This window comes from Bradyrhizobium sp. SZCCHNRI1009 (assembly GCF_032487575.1).
Lineage (GTDB): Bacteria > Pseudomonadota > Alphaproteobacteria > Rhizobiales > Xanthobacteraceae > Bradyrhizobium.
Map to the genome: position 1 here is coordinate 359,081 of NZ_JAUEUL010000003.1, position 18,584 is coordinate 377,664.

The window sequence follows — 18,584 nt, forward strand, 5'->3', positions numbered from 1 at the left end:
GGCAGGGTGGTGTCGATTACCCGGTCGGCGGCGATCTGCCAAGTAGGCGATCGGGCCCGCCGGCGCACCGGGCGTACCCGCTCCAAATCACCCTTTTACGATGACGCGAGAAAGTTGGTACGTTGCTGGACAAAATCCGAGATTCCGGTCATTGGGAATCCCGGTTGACCCCGGCCGTTGCAACCCAGGTTCTGGACCCCTGCGCAAGCGCCCGTTAGGAACGCTCTGCGACAGTCGGAATCAATCTCCCGCCGCAATCGGGGCTGATTTGATCGGCATCAACACTGCGTCCGTCAGGGGACGGCACGAAGGCAACATTTCGGGGAATTTATGGGTCGACGCGTGCTCCACTCCAAGTTTTCGGTTTCGCGCCTGTCGGCGGCTCTGGGCCTCGTGCTCCTCATCGGCGCCCCCGGCGCGCTCGCCCAGAGCGGCAGCGACCATCCCCAGGACCAAAAGCCGCAGGCGGCCAACCCGGCCGACGTGTCGAAGGAGAACCAGCGCAAGGCCGACGAATTCACCGAGGCGTCCCAGGCGCTCAGCGGCGGCCCGGCCGGCAATCCCGAATGCGTCTGGCTCGGCCGCCGCGTCGTCCAGCTGATGTACAATGACGACCTCGATACCGCCTTCCGGCACCTCGATCTCTATGACCGGTTCGGTTGCCCGGGCGGCCACGTCCAGGCCGCCTTCCGCTGCCTGACGCGCTTCATCCCGCAGATCGATCCGAAGGTGCCGAACTCGCTGAACAACCACGTCCACGGCTGCTGGATCAATCCGGACGCCAAGCCGCAGGTGGCTGCGGCGCCGGCGCCGGGCCCGGCCTCGACCCCGGCCGCGCAGGCTTCGCCGGCGCCGGCGCAGCAGCCCGCCGCCCCGGCCTCGCCGGCGCCCGCGCAGCCTCCGGCGAAGTGACCGGCGCCTGACGGCGGCAGGACGCACGATTCCGTCGACCGGGCGCCATGCGCGGCGTGCGGCATGACAGCGCTCCGATCGCGTGGCAGGATACGGCCGAGATATGATCGAGGTCGTCGACGCGCGCCTGAGCCTCGCCCCGGTTCAGGCAGCGTTCAGCAGGATTGGGCTCTGTTGGGATGACATATTGGGATGACGTATGACGTCGCGGCCTTCGGCTGTGACGGCGTGAGACTGATCGCCTTCGCCGTTCGTCGTCGGACGTCACCCGCGAACGTGATCCCGGCAGCATCGCATATCCGAGATGGAACGGCGATCGACCGCTCCGCTTCACCGCTGACTTGATCCTAGGAATGGTTGCCCCTCCCATGCGTGCCGTCGTCGCCGTCCTGCTCCTCGTCACCGCCGTGCACGCCGCCCTCTGGGGACTGCTGCAGGACAAGCAGGAGGCCCCCAACTTCACCGGCCTGCTGCAGAGCGTCTCTTACGATCCGCATGAAGGAACCGGAGCCCCCGGCGCCAACACCGTGGCCTCGCCGGAGCGCATCCGCGCCGACATGAAGAAGCTCGCCACGATCACGCGCGCGATCCGGCTCTACTCCTCGACCGGCGGCCTCGAGATCGTGCCGCCGCTGGCCGCCGAGGCGGGCCTGAAGGTGATGCTCGGCGCCTGGATCGACAAGGATCCGGACCGCAACGAGCGCGAGATCCAGTCGGCCATCACGCTGGCCCGCCGCAACAGCAACGTCATCGGCATCGTGGTCGGCAACGAGACCATCCTCACGGCGACCCAGAAGGTCGACGAGCTGATCGAGAAGATCAAGCGCGTGAAGAAGTCGGTCAACGTGCCCGTCACCACCGGCGACGTCTGGAACACCTGGCGCGACAACCCCGAGCTCGCCGCCAATGTCGACTTCATCGCCGCGCACGTCCTGCCCTATTGGGAGTTCTTCACCGACGACCAGGCCGTCGATCAGGCGGTGGATCGCTATCAGCTCCTGAAGAAGCAGTTCACCGGCAAGCGCATCATGATCGCCGAGTTCGGCTGGCCGAGCCAGGGCTACAGCCGCAGCGGCGACGGCCGCGGCCCAGCCGTGCCGGGCCCGCTCCGGCAGGCCAAGGTGTTGCGCAATTTCCTCGCCCAGGCCGCCTCGATCGGCATGGAGTACAACATCGTCGAGGCGATCGATCAGCCCTGGAAATATTTCGAAGGCGGCGTCGGCCCGTATTGGGGCGTGCTCAACGCCGCGCGCGAGGCGAAATTCGCCTGGACCGGCCCGATCGTGAATCCCGACTATTGGAAGCTCGCGACCATCGCGCTGCTGGTCGGCGTGCTCCTGTCCTTGCCGATCGTGCGGCTGCGCCAGCCGACCGTGCTGCAGGCGATGATGCTCGCCATCACGGCGCACGGCGTCGGCGCCTGGGTCTCCACCGTCTTCGCCTATTGGAACGTGCACTATTTCGTCTGGGGCTCGACCTTCGCGCTGACGCTCGGCCTGATCCTGCTGGTTCCCCTGATCCTGATCGCGATGGCCCGCATCGAGGAGATCGCCGCGATCGCCTTCGGCCGCGAACCGCGCCGTCTCCTCACCCGCGACAAGGTCGCGCGCGACCGCGCCGCCATGCCCCAAGGCTACTGCCCGAAGGTCTCGATCCACGTGCCGGCCTATTTCGAGCCGGTCGAGATGATGAAGCAGACCTTGGATGCGCTGGCGCGGCTCGACTACCCGAACTACGAGGTCGTCTGCATCATCAACAACACGCCCGACCCGGCGTTCTGGCAGCCGATCCAGGATCACTGCCGCATGCTCGGCGAGCGCTTCAAGTTCATCAATGCCGAGAAGGTCAAGGGCTTCAAGGCCGGCGCCTTGCGCATCGCGATGGAGCGCACCGCCGTCGATGCCGAGATCATCGGCATCATCGACGCCGACTACGTCGTGACGCCGGACTGGCTCTCCGACCTCGTGCCGGCCTTCGCCGACCCCACCGTCGGCCTGGTGCAGGCGCCGCAGGAGCATCGCGACGAGGACCTGTCGCTGATGCACTACATCATGAACGGCGAGTATGCCGGCTTCTTCGACATCGGCATGGTCCAGCGCAACGAGGAGAACGCGATCATCGTGCACGGCACGATGTGCCTGATCCGCCGCGCCGCCATGGACATGGCCGGGGGGTGGTCGAGCGACACGATCTGCGAGGACACCGATCTCGGCCTCGCCATCCAGGAGCTCGGCTGGCAGACCCACTACACCGCCACCCGCTACGGCTCGGGCCTGCTGCCCGACACCTACGAGGCGTTCAAGAAGCAGCGCCATCGCTGGGCCTATGGCGGCTTCCAGATCGTCAAGAAGCACTGGCAGCGCTTCCTGCCGGGCAGGAGCCGGCTGACGGCGGACCAGAAGCGCGAGTTCTCGCTCGGCTGGCTCAACTGGCTGGGCGCCGAGAGCCTCGGCGTCGTGGTCGCGATCCTCAACCTGATCTGGACGCCGATCGTCGCCTTCGCCGGCATCGCCATCCCCGACAAGATCCTGACCATCCCGATCCTCGCCGCCTTCGTGGTCTCGCTCGCCCACTTCCTGATCCTCTACCGGCTGCGGGTGGCGGTGAAGCCGTGGCAGATGCTGGGCGCGATGGTCGCGGCGATGTCAGTGCAATGGACCGTCAGCCGCGCCGTGGCGCAGGGCCTGATCACCGAGCACCTGGCATTCGCCCGCACCTCCAAGGGCGGCCTGTCGCGGATGTCGATCGAGTTCCAGGCGTTCTGGGAGGCCGTGATCGGCGCCCTGCTCCTGATCGGCGCCACCATCCTGATCGTGACCAACACGTTGCAGATCACCGAGCTCTACATCTTCGCCGCCGTCCTGATCCTGGAGAGCCTGCCGTTCCTGTCCGCGGTCGCGATCGCGCTGCTGGAGATGTCCCGCATCAACTCCTTCGAGTTCTGGCGCCACGCCACCGTCCGCACCGCCGAGCTGATCGGCCTGCGCCCGGTCTGGGTGCCGGAGCTGGCGGGTCCGGGGATGCAGCCGGCGCCGCTGAGCGCGGCGGCGACGAAGGTGACGGAGAAGGTGTAGGTCCGAGACCGGCGGGCGCGCGGACGTCGCTTTTGCCCGGCTGCTCCCCCACACACCGTCATGCCCGGGCTTGTCCCGGCCATCCACGTCGGAATGGCAGCGCAAGACGTCAGACGTGGATGCCCAGGACAAGCCCGGGCATGACGTGCCTCAAATTGCGTTCGATCGGGCCGCTGACGCGTCCGCCATGATCCGACCCCGCTGTGGTTTGCCCCTTCCGCCCTATTGACCCGACCGCACCCACCCCCTACACAGCGCCCACGACAGCATGCGGCCCAAGGTCGGGGTTTATCCACCCCGTTCCCGCACCGCAGTGAACCACAGCCACGCCTTCAGCGTTCTGATGGTCACCTGCCGACGATCCGGACAGTGACGGTCCAGCCGTCACACCGCTTCCTTGGGAGCGAGCGCGTAGCTCAGCCGGTAGAGCACGTGACTTTTAATCATGGGGTCCCGGGTTCGAGTCCCGGCGCGCTCACCAAGATCAGATCAATACTGCTCTACCTACGAGAGATCGTCGATCATTGTTGCCGGATCGCTTGGACGACCAGTTTGTCCACATGCCTGCTGGCGTGCTTACTGAATCCAAGGCACAATCGGGCGTTGCAGATTTTTTTGCGGGGCGCTTCGATGAGTTGGGCAAGAACAGTCGTCGGCGTTGTGTTGGCCGCCATTGCCTTGTCGGGCTGCATCACGACGTCAATGCAGGGATATGCAGACCGACAACTGCCGACAAAACCGATCGGCCGCATGGTCGCTTATGTCTCCGGACCCGGCCCCCTCGTATCAAGCATTCAGGCCAACATCGCTGAGGAGGCCCGGAAACGCGGCGTAGTCGCTGACGACGCGCTGATGCTGTTTCCTCCAACACGGACCTACACCAACGCCGAAGTCCAACAGGGCCTTGCGCGCGACGCCATCGAAGGCGTCCTGGTCATCGGCGTGGGCGATAGCGGTGTGCAGCAACAATACGCCGGGACGATCTTCTCGGGCCAATACTCCGGAACATCCAGCGCGAGCGGGACCGTCAATACGTTCGGCAACACCTCGACCATATCCATGAATGGCACAACGTCTGGCACGATGGTCGCCACCGCCACTCCGACCTACCGCTACAGACGTCAGACCACGTTTACGGCCCGGCTTCTGGAGGCAAGCACCGGCCGGACTCTCTGGGTCGGCAATGGTCAGGTCAATGCCGGCGGTCTTCTCTTCGTCGGCGACGGCGCAAACGCTTCCAGCTCAGTTGCTGCAATTTTCGACGACCTGCAGCGCAAGAGCATTATCGGATCATCAAGTTAATCGGGTGCCGTGCCGTTCACGACTGACCGATTGCCTGACCGACGCAATTGAGCAAACTTCATTTGCGATCTTCAAAGCCGTCTAGGCTAACCATTTGGACCGGAACTGGTGAGGAAAGGGAGCGTCTATGATACGCATCTACCCAACTGCATTGTTCCTACTCGCCGGGACGCTTGGTCACGCATTCGCCTGCGAGGACGGTCATTGGATAGAGGAAGTGCTTGCTGACGGGCAAATCCTAAAGCTCGAAGACGGCAGCATGTGGAAGGTTGACCCTGCAGACACAGTGGATTCTGCTTTGTGGCTTGCGCCCTCAGATGTGGTCGTGTGTGATTTCACGATCATCAATGTAGACGAGGGAGAGACAGTTCATGTGCGACGGTTGCGATGATCCCGGCATTCATCTATTCGCAGGTGGCCATCAAGGCCACCTCAATTATCACCTAGGGCGTTGCCCGCCTAAAGGTAACCTCCCGACGGCCTCTATTCACTTCTGCACTGAAGCCTAGGAGATTACGGTGACAGTGCTGGACTGCACCCCTCAAGTGAGACACGATAATTTCAGTGACAGGCATTCGAGGATGACCTGTGGCAGTACGAGGAAAGATCCGTCAGTTTCCGACGGCTTACAAATTGAAGGCAATCAAGCGTGTCGAGCGGGGCGAAGGCGTTCTGCCCGTCGCCCGTGATCTCGGCATTGCGCGGAAGCTTCTGCACGAGTGGATCAAGGCCTGGAAGGCGGAGGGGCCGGAGGGGTTGAACCGCAAGCGCGGCCCCAAGCCTGGCCCCCGCAAGCTGAAGCCTGTGGCGACCTATGACGACAAGCGCTCGGCGCTAACGCAGGCGAAGGCGCGGATCGCCGAGCTGGAACGGCTGGTCGGCCGGCAACAGATGGACCTCGATTTTTTTCGGCAAGCCTTGCGCGCTCTGGAGCGGCCGGCCGCGCAAGGCAAACCCGCCCCCGCATCATCGAAGTCATCCAAAGCATGACAGCGGAGACTGCCGAATCGCACGCTCACGTGCAACACCTCTGCGCGCTCGCAGGCCTTCCTCGCGCGACGTACTATCGCTATCTCAACAGGCGCAGCCGCGAAGAGGCCGAGTGTGAGCTGCGTGACCAGCTCCAGCGCATTTGCCTCAAGCATCCTTTCTACGGCTATCGACGGGTAACGGCCATGCTTCGCCGTCGGGGGATGGTCGTCAATGCCAAGAAAGTCCTGCGATTCATGCGTCAGGACAATCTCCTCGCCCAGCGCAAGACGCCGTTCCTGAAGCCGCCGACGGAACGGCCGACGAGCGTGATCGTCGTGCCGAATCTGATCCGCGGCCTGGCGCCGTCCGCACCCGATCAGATCTGGGTCGCGGACATCACTTATGTCCACCTCGCCAGGACATTCGCCTATCTCGCCGTCATTCTCGACGGCTTCTCACGCAAGGCGGTCGGCTGGGCCTTTGAAAACACGCTCGACGCCTCGCTTGCCGTAGCCGCGCTAGACAACGCGCTCAAAGCCCGCAATCCGAAGCCCGGCAGTCTGATCCACCACTCCGACCGCGGCGTGCAATACGCCTCGATCGCCTATCGCCAGCGCCTTGCCGATCGCGAGATCAAGATCAGCATGAGCAGCCCCGGCAATCCCTACGACAACGCCAAGGCCGAAAGCTTCATGAAGACGCTGAAAGCCGAGGAGATCAACGGCAAGACATTCGCCGACCTCAACGACGCTCGGCGGCGGATCAACAGCTTCATCGCCGAGATCTACAACAAAGAGCGGCTACACTCGGCGCTCGGCTATCGATCTCCCCTTGAGTTCGAAGCCGCCTTCACGCAAAACAACACGCGATGAACTTCACCCTCTGTCACTGAAATTATCGTGTCTCACTTGAGGGGTGCAGTCCAGCACTGTCACCGTAACCTCGCAAAAAAACTGAGCCCCCTCGCCCTCAAATACGATCGGCGGCCGGTAAAACTCATAGATGAGAAGAACTATTTCTTTAGGTGGCAATGACACGAATACGTGCCGCACGGAACCTGTATCACGTAGGTGCTTATACAGTTCGTACCGACCCAATTGCATTGGATCACGTCGCAGTATCTTGTGCACATTTCACACGACACGGCTTGGGCAGAACTCTTACTCCTCCGGCTCGAGGCGGCCGATGCTGGAAGCGCGAAAGCCAAGGTCAGTAATGGTATCAGTACCATAGACGCCGATCGCATCATGACAAACATCGTTTCTACCCACTTTTGGCCAGCAACCGATTCAAAGATGCACTACATGCCGCAATTACTATTAAGATAGGTCAAGTGGTTCACTTCGATCGCACCAGGAAACCACATTCCTTCAGAGTGTTTAGGGATTACGGTGACAGTGCACCAAATTGAACGTCCCTCCGTCACTGACTTTCGTGCACTGTCACCTTAATCCCGAGGGCCTATCTCGGCTTTCAAACGCCGATGGAGGTCTTCGCGTCCGAACGCGCCAAGCTGGAGCTTGCGGAGTTACGGAGTTACGGTGACAGTGCACGAAATTCCCATGGACATCAGTTGAAGCAGCCGCGCTGCCCTCACCCACTTACCGCGAACCCAAGCACCAGCTGCCGCGGGCTCTGCTTGAACTCCTTGAGCACCGCGGCCCGGACCTTCTTCGCCAACTCTGGCAGCGGCTTGTCGGTGTAGAGCTTCGGAAAGGTCACCATCACCGACGTCAGGGTGCCGTTGTTCCAGTTGAAGCCGACGGCGGGCTTGACGCCGGTTTCGGCGAGGAGGTCGGCTTCGACGGCTCGGCTGTAGGCCAATCCGTTCTGGACGGCGTCGACCATCCCGCAGCCAGCGAGGCAGGCGATCAGTGGGATCAGCGCGAGAGCTCTCATGACATTCGACTCCGACGTTGAAATCCTTAACGAGCTCTCAGCTCAAATTTCCCGCGGTTGATGGCCTCTGTGCCACCGGCAGTCCGCCGTAGCGTGCGCTCACCGACCGTTCTGCAATTGTGGCCGGCACTAGCGTCCCCTCGAACCTTTGATCTCGACAGGCGATCGATCGAACGAGCTAAGTGCACGGTCACCGCAACTGCATTCACCGCCATTGATTACGGTGACAGTGCACCAAATTGAATGTCCCTTCGTCACCAACTTTAGTGCACTGTCACCGTAATCCCCGCCTCCTGGCGACAGCCAATGCTGCGACGTCGGCGTCGACTGCTGGGATTTCACGCCGGGGTCGATTGAGGAGATCAAGGCGCGGCTGACGTTGCCGAGGCGCAGGGAGCCCGATCATCAACCGTGATAGATACCTGACAACGCGTCGTGCGGAGATCCGACAGCGCTGGTTTTGTGCATTGTCACCGTAATTCGAGAATGCCGATTAGAGCGAAAATTGCTGCTATCGCGCCAAGCATTACAAATCAGATACAGCATAGTAGTAGCGGCTGTTCCATCCAGCGCAAGCCAGCTCCTTTTTTGGCTATTGTCAAAACGGCACCCGCGCCAACGACATCCCTACTCGAGCCGGATAGATCTTGCGATGAACTATCACTTTGATCTCCGTCAAGGAGCGAGCATGCAATTCATGAGTGAATAATTAAGGGGGCCTCAACTCCAACTAGTACGAGGTGTCCTATGTCGACACGACAATACGTTGTAGAGATCCGCACAGGCGATTGTGATCATGCGGGCACGGATGCGCATGTCTATCTCCAAATGATGGGCACGATGGGTGTGAGCGGCGATCACAAATTGGACAATCCAAACGTTAACGACTTTGTGAGGGGGCAGACCGACTTCTTTAAGATTAGAGACAACGATGTTGGTTGGATCAACAAGATTCGCCTGCATCATGATAACGCCAAGCAGCATCCGGGATGGTTTGTTGACTACGTAAAGATAAAATACCCGGATCTTGGGTTTGAAGTACAAGCGAACTACAACCGCTGGCTGGCTAAGACTGAGGGCGATGGGTCAATTGATGTTACGAGGGACGTTCTGTTACCGAGTCCTGCATTTTCTGGCGAGGCTACCGAGAACAGGTATCTAACCTACCTCGTTAAACGCAAACGCAACGACGGACCATCCACCGTCCATTTTGCGGATGAATTCGACTACGAGTACTCCGCAGGGTTAAGCGTTCACGTCGGCCAAAGTGTTTCGACAACCACAGGCGCGTCACTGTCCGCAAGCTTCTTCGGCATCGGCTCGTCGTTTGAGGGGAAGATCACAGAGGCAATGTTTCAAAATTTCGACGTGACCACTCTGGACAAGTTCACACATAGAATGCTCTACGACGCCGACCTTGCGCCGGGGCAGGCAATAACCACAATTGCCCTGTACTATCAGAACGTATTCACCGTCAGTGCGGCGATGTGCGGTATCTCGGTCCCCACGGAAAACAAGTTCGCCGTGACAGCGGATCCGTACGTCTACTCAGGCGTGTTAACCGATGCACAAGTACGACAAGAGGTCGTAAATTTTCTCGGCTACATTGCTGGGGCGCCAGTTGAACCGCATCCATCCGGTCAAGCGATGAACTTTCGATTTGGGCACAAGTCCCTCAAGAAGCCAGTCAACGCGGTCTCCATAGCGCGGGCCCGAGAAGAGATGAAAAAAGTATTGTTATCACCCGCGCGGCTCGCGGTCATCCCGAGAGCCAAACCGCTGTCAACCCAACTACAGATCATAAAGCACCGCTGAATCTGAATATGGCCGGATGCTGGCGTGATGTTTCACGTACGTCTTGACGAAACGATAGGTGTGATCTGGTAAGTCATGCGCAAGGGGCTCCCAACTTCTCTTCGTGAAGAATCGGGGCAAAGAAAAAAGGAAGAAAGGAGTCCCGAGCGGTAAGTGAGATACCTGGGGATTACGGTGACAGTGCTGGACTGCACCCCTCAAGTGAGACACGATAATTTCAGTGACAGAGGGTGAAGTTCATCGCGTGTTGTTTTGCGTGAAGGCGGCTTCGAACTCAAGGGGAGATCGATAGCCGAGCGCCGAGTGTAGCCGCTCTTTGTTGTAGATCTCGGCGATGAAGCTGTTGATCCGCCGCCGAGCGTCGTTGAGGTCGGCGAATGTCTTGCCGTTGATCTCCTCGGCTTTCAGCGTCTTCATGAAGCTTTCGGCCTTGGCGTTGTCGTAGGGATTGCCGGGGCTGCTCATGCTGATCTTGATCTCGCGATCGGCAAGGCGCTGGCGATAGGCGATCGAGGCGTATTGCACGCCGCGGTCGGAGTGGTGGATCAGACTGCCGGGCTTCGGATTGCGGGCTTTGAGCGCGTTGTCTAGCGCGGCTACGGCAAGCGAGGCGTCGAGCGTGTTTTCAAAGGCCCAGCCGACCGCCTTGCGTGAGAAGCCGTCGAGAATGACGGCGAGATAGGCGAATGTCCTGGCGAGGTGGACATAAGTGATGTCCGCGACCCAGATCTGATCGGGTGCGGACGGCGCCAGGCCGCGGATCAGATTCGGCACGACGATCACGCTCGTCGGCCGTTCCGTCGGCGGCTTCAGGAACGGCGTCTTGCGCTGGGCGAGGAGATTGTCCTGACGCATGAATCGCAGGACTTTCTTGGCATTGACGACCATCCCCCGACGGCGAAGCATGGCCGTTACCCGTCGATAGCCGTAGAAAGGATGCTTGAGGCAAATGCGCTGGAGCTGGTCACGCAGCTCACACTCGGCCTCTTCGCGGCTGCGCCTGTTGAGATAGCGATAGTACGTCGCGCGAGGAAGGCCTGCGAGCGCGCAGAGGTGTTGCACGTGAGCGTGCGATTCGGCAGTCTCCGCTGTCATGCTTTGGATGACTTCGATGATGCGGGGGCGGGTTTGCCTTGCGCGGCCGGCCGCTCCAGAGCGCGCAAGGCTTGCCGAAAAAAATCGAGGTCCATCTGTTGCCGGCCGACCAGCCGTTCCAGCTCGGCGATCCGCGCCTTCGCCTGCGTTAGCGCCGAGCGCTTGTCGTCATAGGTCGCCACAGGCTTCAGCTTGCGGGGGCCAGGCTTGGGGCCGCGCTTGCGGTTCAACCCCTCCGGCCCCTCCGCCTTCCAGGCCTTGATCCACTCGTGCAGAAGCTTCCGCGCAATGCCGAGATCACGGGCGACGGGCAGAACGCCTTCGCCCCGCTCGACACGCTTGATTGCCTTCAATTTGTAAGCCGTCGGAAACTGACGGATCTTTCCTCGTACTGCCACAGGTCATCCTCGAATGCCTGTCACTGAAATTATCGTGTCTCACTTGAGGGGTGCAGTCCAGTGAACTAAACTGGACATCGTTTCCGTGCCTCGATTGATTGAGTGCACTGACCGCCAGTAACGAAAGACTCGTCCACTACCTGCCGGAGGGATCGGCCTCCAGCACGACCTTCGCGACGGGATAGCGCCAGTCGTTCTTCGTGTTGTCGGCGGCGGCGTCGATGCCGGGAATTACGGTGACAGTGCACTAAACTTTCATCGACGTCAGGTAGCGCGGCCGCACTGCCTTGGCCCCTCACCCATTCACCGCAAACCCAAGCACCAGCTGCTTCGGGCTCTGCTTGAATTCCTTGATCACCGCGGCCCGGACCTTCTCCGACAGCTCGGGCAGCGGCTTGGCGGTGTAGAGCTTGGGGAAGGTCACCATGACCGACGTCAGCGTGCCGTTGTTCCAGTTGAAGCCGACTGCGGGACGCACGCCGGTTTCGGCGAGGAGGTCGGCTTCGACAGCCCGGCTGTAGGCAAGTCCGTTTTGAACGGCGTCGACCATCCCGCAGCCGGCGAGGCATGCGATCAGGGGGATCAGCGCGAGGGCTCTCATGACATTCGACTCCGACGTTGAAGTTGTGGCCGGCGCTATCGTCCCCCGAACCCGTGATCTCGACAGGCGATCGATCGAACGAGCTAAGTGCACGGTCACCGCAACTGCATTCACCGCCATGCCAAAAGATCCGTCCACCACCTACCCCGGGGGATCGGCCTCCAGCACGACCTTCGCGACGGGATAGCGTCAGTCGTTCTTCGTGTTGTCGGCGGCGGCATCGATACCTGCCACGATGACCGCACCGAGGATGCCGCCATTGATGCCGCTGGCCAGACGAGCCTGGCGCGTCGCATCGATCGGCGCGACCGTGATCATCCGCTTCTGATAGCCAGGCTTTTGGCAGGACACGGCCAGCGTGCTCGACTGTCCGCGATAGAGCGGTACGCGCACCTTCGCGGGGCTCGTCATGGTCGCCGTGAAGCCGGAGGCTTCCAGTGAGCAGGACGCTCCGGCCATCTCGACCTCGCCTCCCCCGCCGGGATTGTGAAACGTCCGCACTTCCACGAGCTGGTCGCCCGCGAACTCGGGCACGCTCGGATCGGTCCGGCGCTTCGCCTCGTAGACGTCGATCCCTCGGCTGCCCGTCGTCGACCTGATGTCGGTTACATTGTTGACCGCAAGCGGCGCAGCACACCCGCCAAGACACGTGACTCCAAGGATGGCCAGCCAGCCGGCAGGCCAACGCAAACACTTCATTTGAGCCCCCACGGCATCCCCAACTGTCGTTGAGTAGCGGTAGCAGGGGCCGATCTGGGGAACAATAGCCGCAACCTCGAGGGGAATGGTGGAACTATCAAAAACCGACCACGTTGCGGGCAGGACACAGCCGTTGCCGTCCCCGGCATCAAGCAGGTCGTTGGCAGGGCGATGCGTTCAGTACCCGCACAGGTTGCAGTGTCCGGGAGGTCCTCACGGCGCAGAAACCGGATCATGGCGCGACGGCGCTGCGCTTGCCGGCAGCATGAGCCGTGAGGATGCGCGGCGAAACTTATTTCAGCAGGCCGCTCAAGACGATCACCCCTGTCCAGTCATCGGCGCAAAAATATTCCTCTTCCCTTTTTCCGAAACTCATGATTGACTGTCCCCATCCCGTGCTCCTCGAGAGGGGCGGATCGCGATCGTCACGGACGTTGGGCGCGGGGAGCGGTGGCCGCAGGCGGGTCGCAGCGTGCTTGGATAGCGCGCGGACGAACGGCTCCTTGCGGACGTGAAATCGCGTGGTCCTGGCGCCCCGAAGCTGGCGCCAAGTCCTGGGGGATGATGACCCCCACGGGCGACGGTGGCTATCAAGCCGGACACCGGGGAGATCGCGTATAAGCGTGAAGATCATCGCGCGGGGAATGCCGGGTTGATCCGGCTGAACCTGTGGTGACTGCCGCCTGCTTTTTCTTCTGCAGGCGGGCCATGGGTGAGGCCCTCACCCGGCATTCCCCGCGCCCTCTGTTTGATGAGGGCGAACGATCTCGCAAAGCTCGGACGCGAACCGCGTCGCGACGATGGATGTGCACGCCCCCTGCCCGCCGATCGTTTCGTCACCGAGCCGTGTCCCGCGCTTGGCTATCGTCCGCCGCTATGCCGTGGAATGATGGAGCCGACGTGAAGCGCGCCGATCGCCTTTTGCCTGGAAGGCCGCGAACCTGGGAGACCGCCAATGTCCACCGCCTTCCTGCTGACCTCGCTGATCGTGGTCGTCTCGCCCGGCACCGGCGTGCTGTATACGCTGGCGGTGGCGCTGACCAAGGGATCGCGGATGAGCATCGCCGCCGCGTTCGGCTGCACGCTCGGCATCCTTCCGGCGATGCTGGCCGCGATCGTCGGGCTTGCCGCCGTGCTGCACACCAGCGCGCTGGCGTTTGCGGCGCTGAAATATTGCGGCGTCGCCTACCTGCTGTACATGGCCTGGCAGACGCTGGGCGAGCGCGGTGCGCTGTCGGTCGAGACGAAGGACGATGCGAAGCCGGACGCCCGCTCGGCCGGGCGGGTGGTGCTGACCGGCTTCCTGATCAACATCCTCAATCCAAAACTGTCGATCTTCTTCCTCGCCTTCCTGCCGCAGTTCATCGCGGCCGATGTGCCGCATCCGCTGGCGCTGATGCTGGAGCTGTCGGCGGCATTCATGGCGATGACGTTCGCGGTGTTCGTGCTCTACGGCCTGTTCGCAGCCGCCGTGCGCGACCGCGTCGTCAGCCGCCCCCGCGTCATGACCTGGCTGCGCCGCGCCTTTGCCGGCGGCTTTGCGTTGCTTGGTGCGCGGCTGGCGCTGGCGGAGCGCTGAGGGCACCGCGCGACGGGGCGAGAGGGTCGCGTAGGAGAATGACGTCCTCAGCCACACGCTCCGGCACCAATTTGTTGCTCGTCATGCCCGGGCTTGTCCCGCCTGCGCGGCCGAAGCCGCTTCGGCGCGGCGAAGGCCCGGGCATCCACGTCGATCCACGTCCGCCGAACGACGTGGATGGCCGGGACAAGCCCGGCCATGACGGCGTGGAGAGAGGCGACCTCAAGCTTCCAGGCTCACGATCGGCGACAGCTACAAGGCGCGTCCCCAAAAAGCGAGACCCGCCTGAAGCTGTCAGCTCCAGACGGGTCCTGTCAGTCCTCAGTCGGCCAAGCTCAGCCGAACTGGTTCATCGTGTTGTGCGCGCCACCGGCCTTCAGCGCCTTCTCGCCGGCGAAGTATTCCTTGTGGTCGTCGCCGATGTCGGAGCCGGCCATGTTCTGGTGCTTGACGCAGGCGATGCCCTGGCGGATCTCGGCGCGCTGGACGTTCTTGACGTAGCCCAGCATGCCCTGCTCGCCGAAATACTCGCGGGCGAGGTTGTCGGTCGACAGCGCGGCCGTGTGGTAGGTCGGCAGCGTGATCAGGTGGTGGAAGATGCCGGCGCGCTTGGCCGAGTCCGCCTGGAAGGTGCGGATGCGCTCGTCGGCTTCCTTCGCCAGCGGGGTGTCGTCGTACTCCGCCTTCATCAGCTCGGCGCGGTTGTACTTGCTGACGTCCTGGCCCGCCTCCTTCATCGCGTCATAGACCTGCCAACGGAAGTTGAGGGTCCAGTTGAACGACGGCGAGTTGTTGTAGGCGAGCTTGGCGTTCGGGATCACCTTGCGGATGCGGTCGACCATCTTGGCGATCTGCTCGATATGCGGCTTCTCGGTCTCGATCCACAGGAGGTCGGCGCCGTTCTGCAGCGAGGTGATGCAGTCGAGCACGCAGCGGTCCTCGCCGGTGCCGGGACGGAACTGGTAGAGGTTCGAGGGCAGCCGCTTCGGCCGCATCATCTTGCCGTTCTGGGTGATGATGACATCGCCGCTGCGCGCGGTCGCAGGCGTCACCTCCTCGCAGTCGAGGAAGCTGTTGTACTGGTCGCCGAGATCGCCCGGCTGGCTCGAGAACGCGATCTGCTGGGTGAGACCAGCGCCGAGCGAGTCGGTGCGGGTGACGATGATGCCGTCCTCGACGCCGAGCTCCAGGAAGGCGTGGCGGCAGGCGCGGATCTTGGCCAGGAAGACGTCATGCGGCACGGTGACCTTGCCGTCCTGATGGCCGCACTGCTTCTCGTCGGAGACCTGGTTCTCGATCTGCAGCGCGCAGGCGCCCGCCTCGATCATCTTCTTGGCAAGCAGATAGGTCGCCTCGGCATTGCCGAAGCCGGCGTCGATGTCGGCGATCACCGGGACGACGTGGGTCTGGAAGCCGTCGATCTTGGCGATGATCTCCGCTTCCTTCGCCTTGTCACCGGCCTTGCGGGCTGCGTCCAGCGTGCGGAAGAGATCGTTGAGCTCGCGCGAGTCGGCCTGGCGCAGGAAGGTGTAGAGCTCCTCGATCAGCGCGGGCACCGAGGTCTTCTCGTGCATCGACTGGTCCGGCAGCGGGCCGAACTCGGAGCGCAGCGCCGCGATCATCCAGCCGGAGAGATAGAGGTAGCGGCGGTCGGTGCGGCCGAAGTGCTTCTTGATCGAGATCAGCTTCTGCTGCGCGATGAAGCCGTGCCAGCAGCCCAGCGACTGGGTGTACTTGGTGCTGTCCTCGTCATAGGCGGCCATGTCGGCGCGCATCACCGCGGCGGTGTAGCGGGCGACGTCGAGGCCGGTCTTGAAGCGGTTCTGCAGGCGCATGCGCGCCACGGCCTCGGCGGTGACGCCGTTCCAGGTCGGGTTGGTCTCGAGCAGCGCACGCGCCGCCTCGACCTCGGCCTGGTAGGACGCCGGTCCCATGATGGCCTGGTCATTCAATCCACGCGGTTGGAAGTTCATGTCCGTGATCCCTTGGTTAAGGACAATCTGGGACCTGTTGTAAGCACGCTGAGCCAGCGGACCAGACATTGCGCGGAAAACTTGTCACACTTTACAAACTTCTCGTGTATAGCTGTAAGGAGATTACAAGACCGGGATATGGCCATGACCACCGCCACGGCACGATCGATCTTCATGGGCCCGCGCTTGCGCCGCCTGCGGCGCGAGCTGGGCCTGACCCAGGCCGACATGGCCGCGGACCTCGAAATTTCAGCGCCTTACGTCGCGCTCCTGGAGCGCAACCAGAGGCCGGTCACCGCCGACATGCTGCTGCGGCTGGCGCGGACCTACAAGATTGACCTGGCCGATCTCGCCGGCGACGGCGGCGCCGACCATACCGCGCGGATGCAGTCGGTGCTCAAGGACCCGATGTTCTCAGACATCGACATTCCCGCGCTGGAGATCTCCGACCTCGCCGTCAGCTATCCCGGCATGGCCGAGGCGTTCCTGCGCCTCTACACGGCGTATCGCGAGGAGCAGCTCGCGCTGGCCGAGCAGCGCGCCCCGGCGCCGGCAGGCAGCGCGCCGCGCGTCGGCAATGACGGCTTCGACGCCAACGATCCCGTCGCCGACGTCCGCCGCTTCCTCGCCGCCCGCCGCAACAACTTTGCCCAGCTCGACGATGCCGCCGAGCGGCTGGCGCAGGCGATCTTCCAGGGGGCGCCGACGGGGGCTCCGCAGGTCTCCGCCGGACCGGCCGGCTTCATCGAGCGGTTCCGCGCGCGGCACAATCTGCAGGTCCGCTACATGCCGCCGAACGTGATGCTCGGCTCGCTCAGGCGGCTCGACCTGCACCGCCGGCAGCTACTGATCGAGGATTCGCTGGACAGCGCGAGCCTGAAATTCGAGCTCGCCCGGCAGCTCGCCTATCTCGAGCTCGACACCGAGATCGGCGCGGCCCTCGAGGACGGCAAGTTCGCCAGCAAGACCGCCGAGCTGCTGGCGCGCCGCGCGCTCGCGGCCTACGCGGCGGCAGCGATCATCATGCCCTATTCGATCTTTGCCAAAGCCGTCGATGCGCGGGCGTATGATCTGGAGGCACTGGCGCGCCAGTTCGGCACCAGCTTCGAGCAGACCGCGCATCGCGTCACCACCCTGCAGAAGCCGGGCGCGGAGCGGATCCCGTTCTTCCTGATCCGGGTCGATCCCGCCGGCAACGTGTCAAAGCTGCTCGACGGCGCCGGCTTCCCGTTCGCGCGCCATGGCGGCGCCTGCCCGCTGTGGTCGGTGCACGGCATCTTCAAGACGCCACGCCAGATCGTGACGCAATGGCTGGAGCTGCCCGACGGCCGCCGGTTCTTCTCGATCGCCCGCACCGTGACCGCCGGTGGCGGCTCCTATGGCGCGGTGCGCGTCGAGCGGGCGATCGCGGTCGGCTGCGCTGCCGAGCATGCGGGGCAGCTGATCTACACCCGCGACGGCCACGGGCCTGATGCCGACGATCCGACCCCGATCGGGGTCGCCTGCCGGGTCTGCCACCGCCCGAAATGCGCGGCACGCTCGGCGCCGCCGATCGGGCGCGAGATCCTGCCGGACGATTTCAGGACGTCGTCGGTTCCGTTCGGGTTTTCGGCGGATTGAGCAGCGGATGGCCGTGGAACCAGGAACTCGCCGGGATCCGGGCCACAGGCGAAAATCCGCCGGATCGGGCTGCAAATCGGCCCTGGACACCATGGCCCTTGACGGAACAGCCATAAACCGGACAAAGATTGCGCCAAAATGTCGCGGCGGAGGTTGGCCATGAGATACGTCGACGGCGTAGTGATGTTCCTCAGCCTGTGGCTGCTGGCATCGATGGTCCTCGACGCCGTGACGCCGCCCGAGCTGAACTTCTACATGATCGGCCCGATCATTGCGCCGGCCGCGATCATCGCCGGCTTCCTGTACTGGCTCCGCATCCCCTCCCGCGACTTTGTGCTGGCGTCCGCAGCCATCTGGATGGTCTGCGAGATGACGATGGAGATGATCACGCCCAAGCCGCTGTCGCCGCTGCTGGCGGTGGCCGCCGTCGCGCCGCTGCTGGTGGCCGGCATCCTTCTGCACGTCGAGCACTGGCGCCGGCCGGGCGGGCGCCTGCCTCCGGCCGATTCGGCAGAGATGACCGATCTGCGGGGCTCCTCCAAAGCCATGCCGAGCCGTCGGCCGTTCTGAGCTGTTCCGCGCGGGCGCCGGCAATGGCGGATAGCGTGCAGATTTTCCGTTGTTCTACGGGACCCGATGTTTACG

15 protein-coding genes and 1 tRNA gene are annotated in these 18,584 nt (G+C 62.9%); 10 read left to right on the forward strand and 6 right to left on the reverse strand.

Annotation, left to right across the window (positions count from 1 at the left end; genetic code table 11):
- Nucleotides 1-330 precede the first annotated feature (330 nt).
- The 6 genes from QX010_RS08465 to QX010_RS08490 all read left to right on the forward strand — a co-directional run bounded on the left by QX010_RS08465 (nucleotide 331) and on the right by QX010_RS08490 (nucleotide 7,132).
- Nucleotides 331-912 (forward strand): beta-1-3, beta-1-6-glucan biosynthesis protein, encoded by a 582-nt coding sequence (locus tag QX010_RS08465; protein WP_316178826.1) that lies wholly within the window; start codon nucleotides 331-333, stop codon nucleotides 910-912.
- Between the two features lie 368 nt (nucleotides 913-1,280).
- On the forward strand, nucleotides 1,281-3,986 hold the full coding sequence (locus QX010_RS08470) for a glycosyltransferase (RefSeq protein ID WP_316178828.1): 2,706 nt from the start codon (nucleotides 1,281-1,283) through the stop codon (nucleotides 3,984-3,986).
- A gap of 405 nt (nucleotides 3,987-4,391) precedes the next feature.
- Nucleotides 4,392-4,467 (forward strand) — tRNA-Lys (locus tag QX010_RS08475).
- A 182-nt stretch (nucleotides 4,468-4,649) separates the two neighbouring features.
- Complete coding sequence (locus QX010_RS08480; RefSeq protein ID WP_315800041.1) at nucleotides 4,650-5,288, forward strand: hypothetical protein; 639 nt, start codon at nucleotides 4,650-4,652, stop codon at nucleotides 5,286-5,288.
- A gap of 588 nt (nucleotides 5,289-5,876) precedes the next feature.
- The gene (locus QX010_RS08485; protein WP_315802558.1) at nucleotides 5,877-6,278 is read left to right on the forward strand and encodes a transposase; all 402 of its coding nucleotides are present in this window, start codon (nucleotides 5,877-5,879) and stop codon (nucleotides 6,276-6,278) included.
- The gene (locus QX010_RS08490) at nucleotides 6,275-7,132 is read left to right on the forward strand and encodes an IS3 family transposase (protein WP_315802559.1); all 858 of its coding nucleotides are present in this window, start codon (nucleotides 6,275-6,277) and stop codon (nucleotides 7,130-7,132) included. The genes QX010_RS08485 and QX010_RS08490 overlap by 4 nt, the downstream gene beginning before the upstream one ends.
- 721 nt (nucleotides 7,133-7,853) lie before the next feature.
- Here the strand turns inward: QX010_RS08490 and QX010_RS08495 are convergent.
- Nucleotides 7,854-8,159 carry a hypothetical protein gene (locus QX010_RS08495; RefSeq protein WP_316178830.1) on the reverse strand — a complete coding sequence of 102 codons (306 nt, stop codon included), beginning with the start codon at nucleotides 8,157-8,159 and terminating at the stop codon, nucleotides 7,854-7,856.
- A 747-nt stretch (nucleotides 8,160-8,906) separates the two neighbouring features.
- On the opposite strand from QX010_RS08495, the gene QX010_RS08500 reads away from it, so the two are divergent.
- Nucleotides 8,907-9,974, forward strand: a complete 1,068-nt coding sequence (locus QX010_RS08500; protein WP_316178832.1) for a PLAT/LH2 domain-containing protein — start codon at nucleotides 8,907-8,909, stop codon at nucleotides 9,972-9,974.
- Between the two features lie 237 nt (nucleotides 9,975-10,211).
- Here QX010_RS08500 and QX010_RS08505 read toward each other — a convergent pair whose 3' ends face one another.
- The 4 genes from QX010_RS08505 to QX010_RS08520 form a co-directional block, all read right to left on the reverse strand.
- Entirely contained in the window at nucleotides 10,212-11,069 is an 858-nt protein-coding gene (locus tag QX010_RS08505; protein ID WP_315802559.1) for an IS3 family transposase, read from the reverse strand.
- Nucleotides 11,066-11,467: a transposase gene (locus QX010_RS08510; RefSeq protein ID WP_315802558.1), complete on the reverse strand. Its 402-nt coding sequence runs from the start codon at nucleotides 11,465-11,467 to the stop codon at nucleotides 11,066-11,068. The genes QX010_RS08505 and QX010_RS08510 overlap by 4 nt, the downstream gene beginning before the upstream one ends.
- Nucleotides 11,468-11,762: 295 nt before the next feature.
- A complete protein-coding gene (locus QX010_RS08515) occupies nucleotides 11,763-12,068 on the reverse strand; it encodes a hypothetical protein (protein ID WP_316178833.1) in 306 nt (101 codons plus the stop codon).
- A 189-nt stretch (nucleotides 12,069-12,257) separates the two neighbouring features.
- Nucleotides 12,258-12,779 carry a hypothetical protein gene (locus QX010_RS08520; protein ID WP_316178835.1) on the reverse strand — a complete coding sequence of 174 codons (522 nt, stop codon included), beginning with the start codon at nucleotides 12,777-12,779 and terminating at the stop codon, nucleotides 12,258-12,260.
- 943 nt (nucleotides 12,780-13,722) lie between these two features.
- Between QX010_RS08520 and QX010_RS08525 the strand changes: the two genes are divergently transcribed.
- On the forward strand, nucleotides 13,723-14,346 hold the full coding sequence (locus QX010_RS08525; RefSeq protein WP_316178836.1) for a LysE family translocator: 624 nt from the start codon (nucleotides 13,723-13,725) through the stop codon (nucleotides 14,344-14,346).
- 335 nt (nucleotides 14,347-14,681) lie between these two features.
- On the opposite strand, the gene QX010_RS08530 is transcribed toward QX010_RS08525, so the two are convergent.
- Nucleotides 14,682-16,319: an isocitrate lyase gene (locus tag QX010_RS08530; RefSeq protein WP_316178838.1), complete on the reverse strand. Its 1,638-nt coding sequence runs from the start codon at nucleotides 16,317-16,319 to the stop codon at nucleotides 14,682-14,684.
- Between the two features lie 144 nt (nucleotides 16,320-16,463).
- On the opposite strand from QX010_RS08530, the gene QX010_RS08535 reads away from it, so the two are divergent.
- Complete coding sequence (locus tag QX010_RS08535; RefSeq protein WP_315800048.1) at nucleotides 16,464-17,939, forward strand: short-chain fatty acyl-CoA regulator family protein; 1,476 nt, start codon at nucleotides 16,464-16,466, stop codon at nucleotides 17,937-17,939.
- A 183-nt stretch (nucleotides 17,940-18,122) separates the two neighbouring features.
- Entirely contained in the window at nucleotides 18,123-18,509 is a 387-nt protein-coding gene (locus QX010_RS08540; protein ID WP_315800049.1) for a hypothetical protein, read from the forward strand.
- The last annotated feature ends 75 nt before the right edge of the window (nucleotides 18,510-18,584 follow it).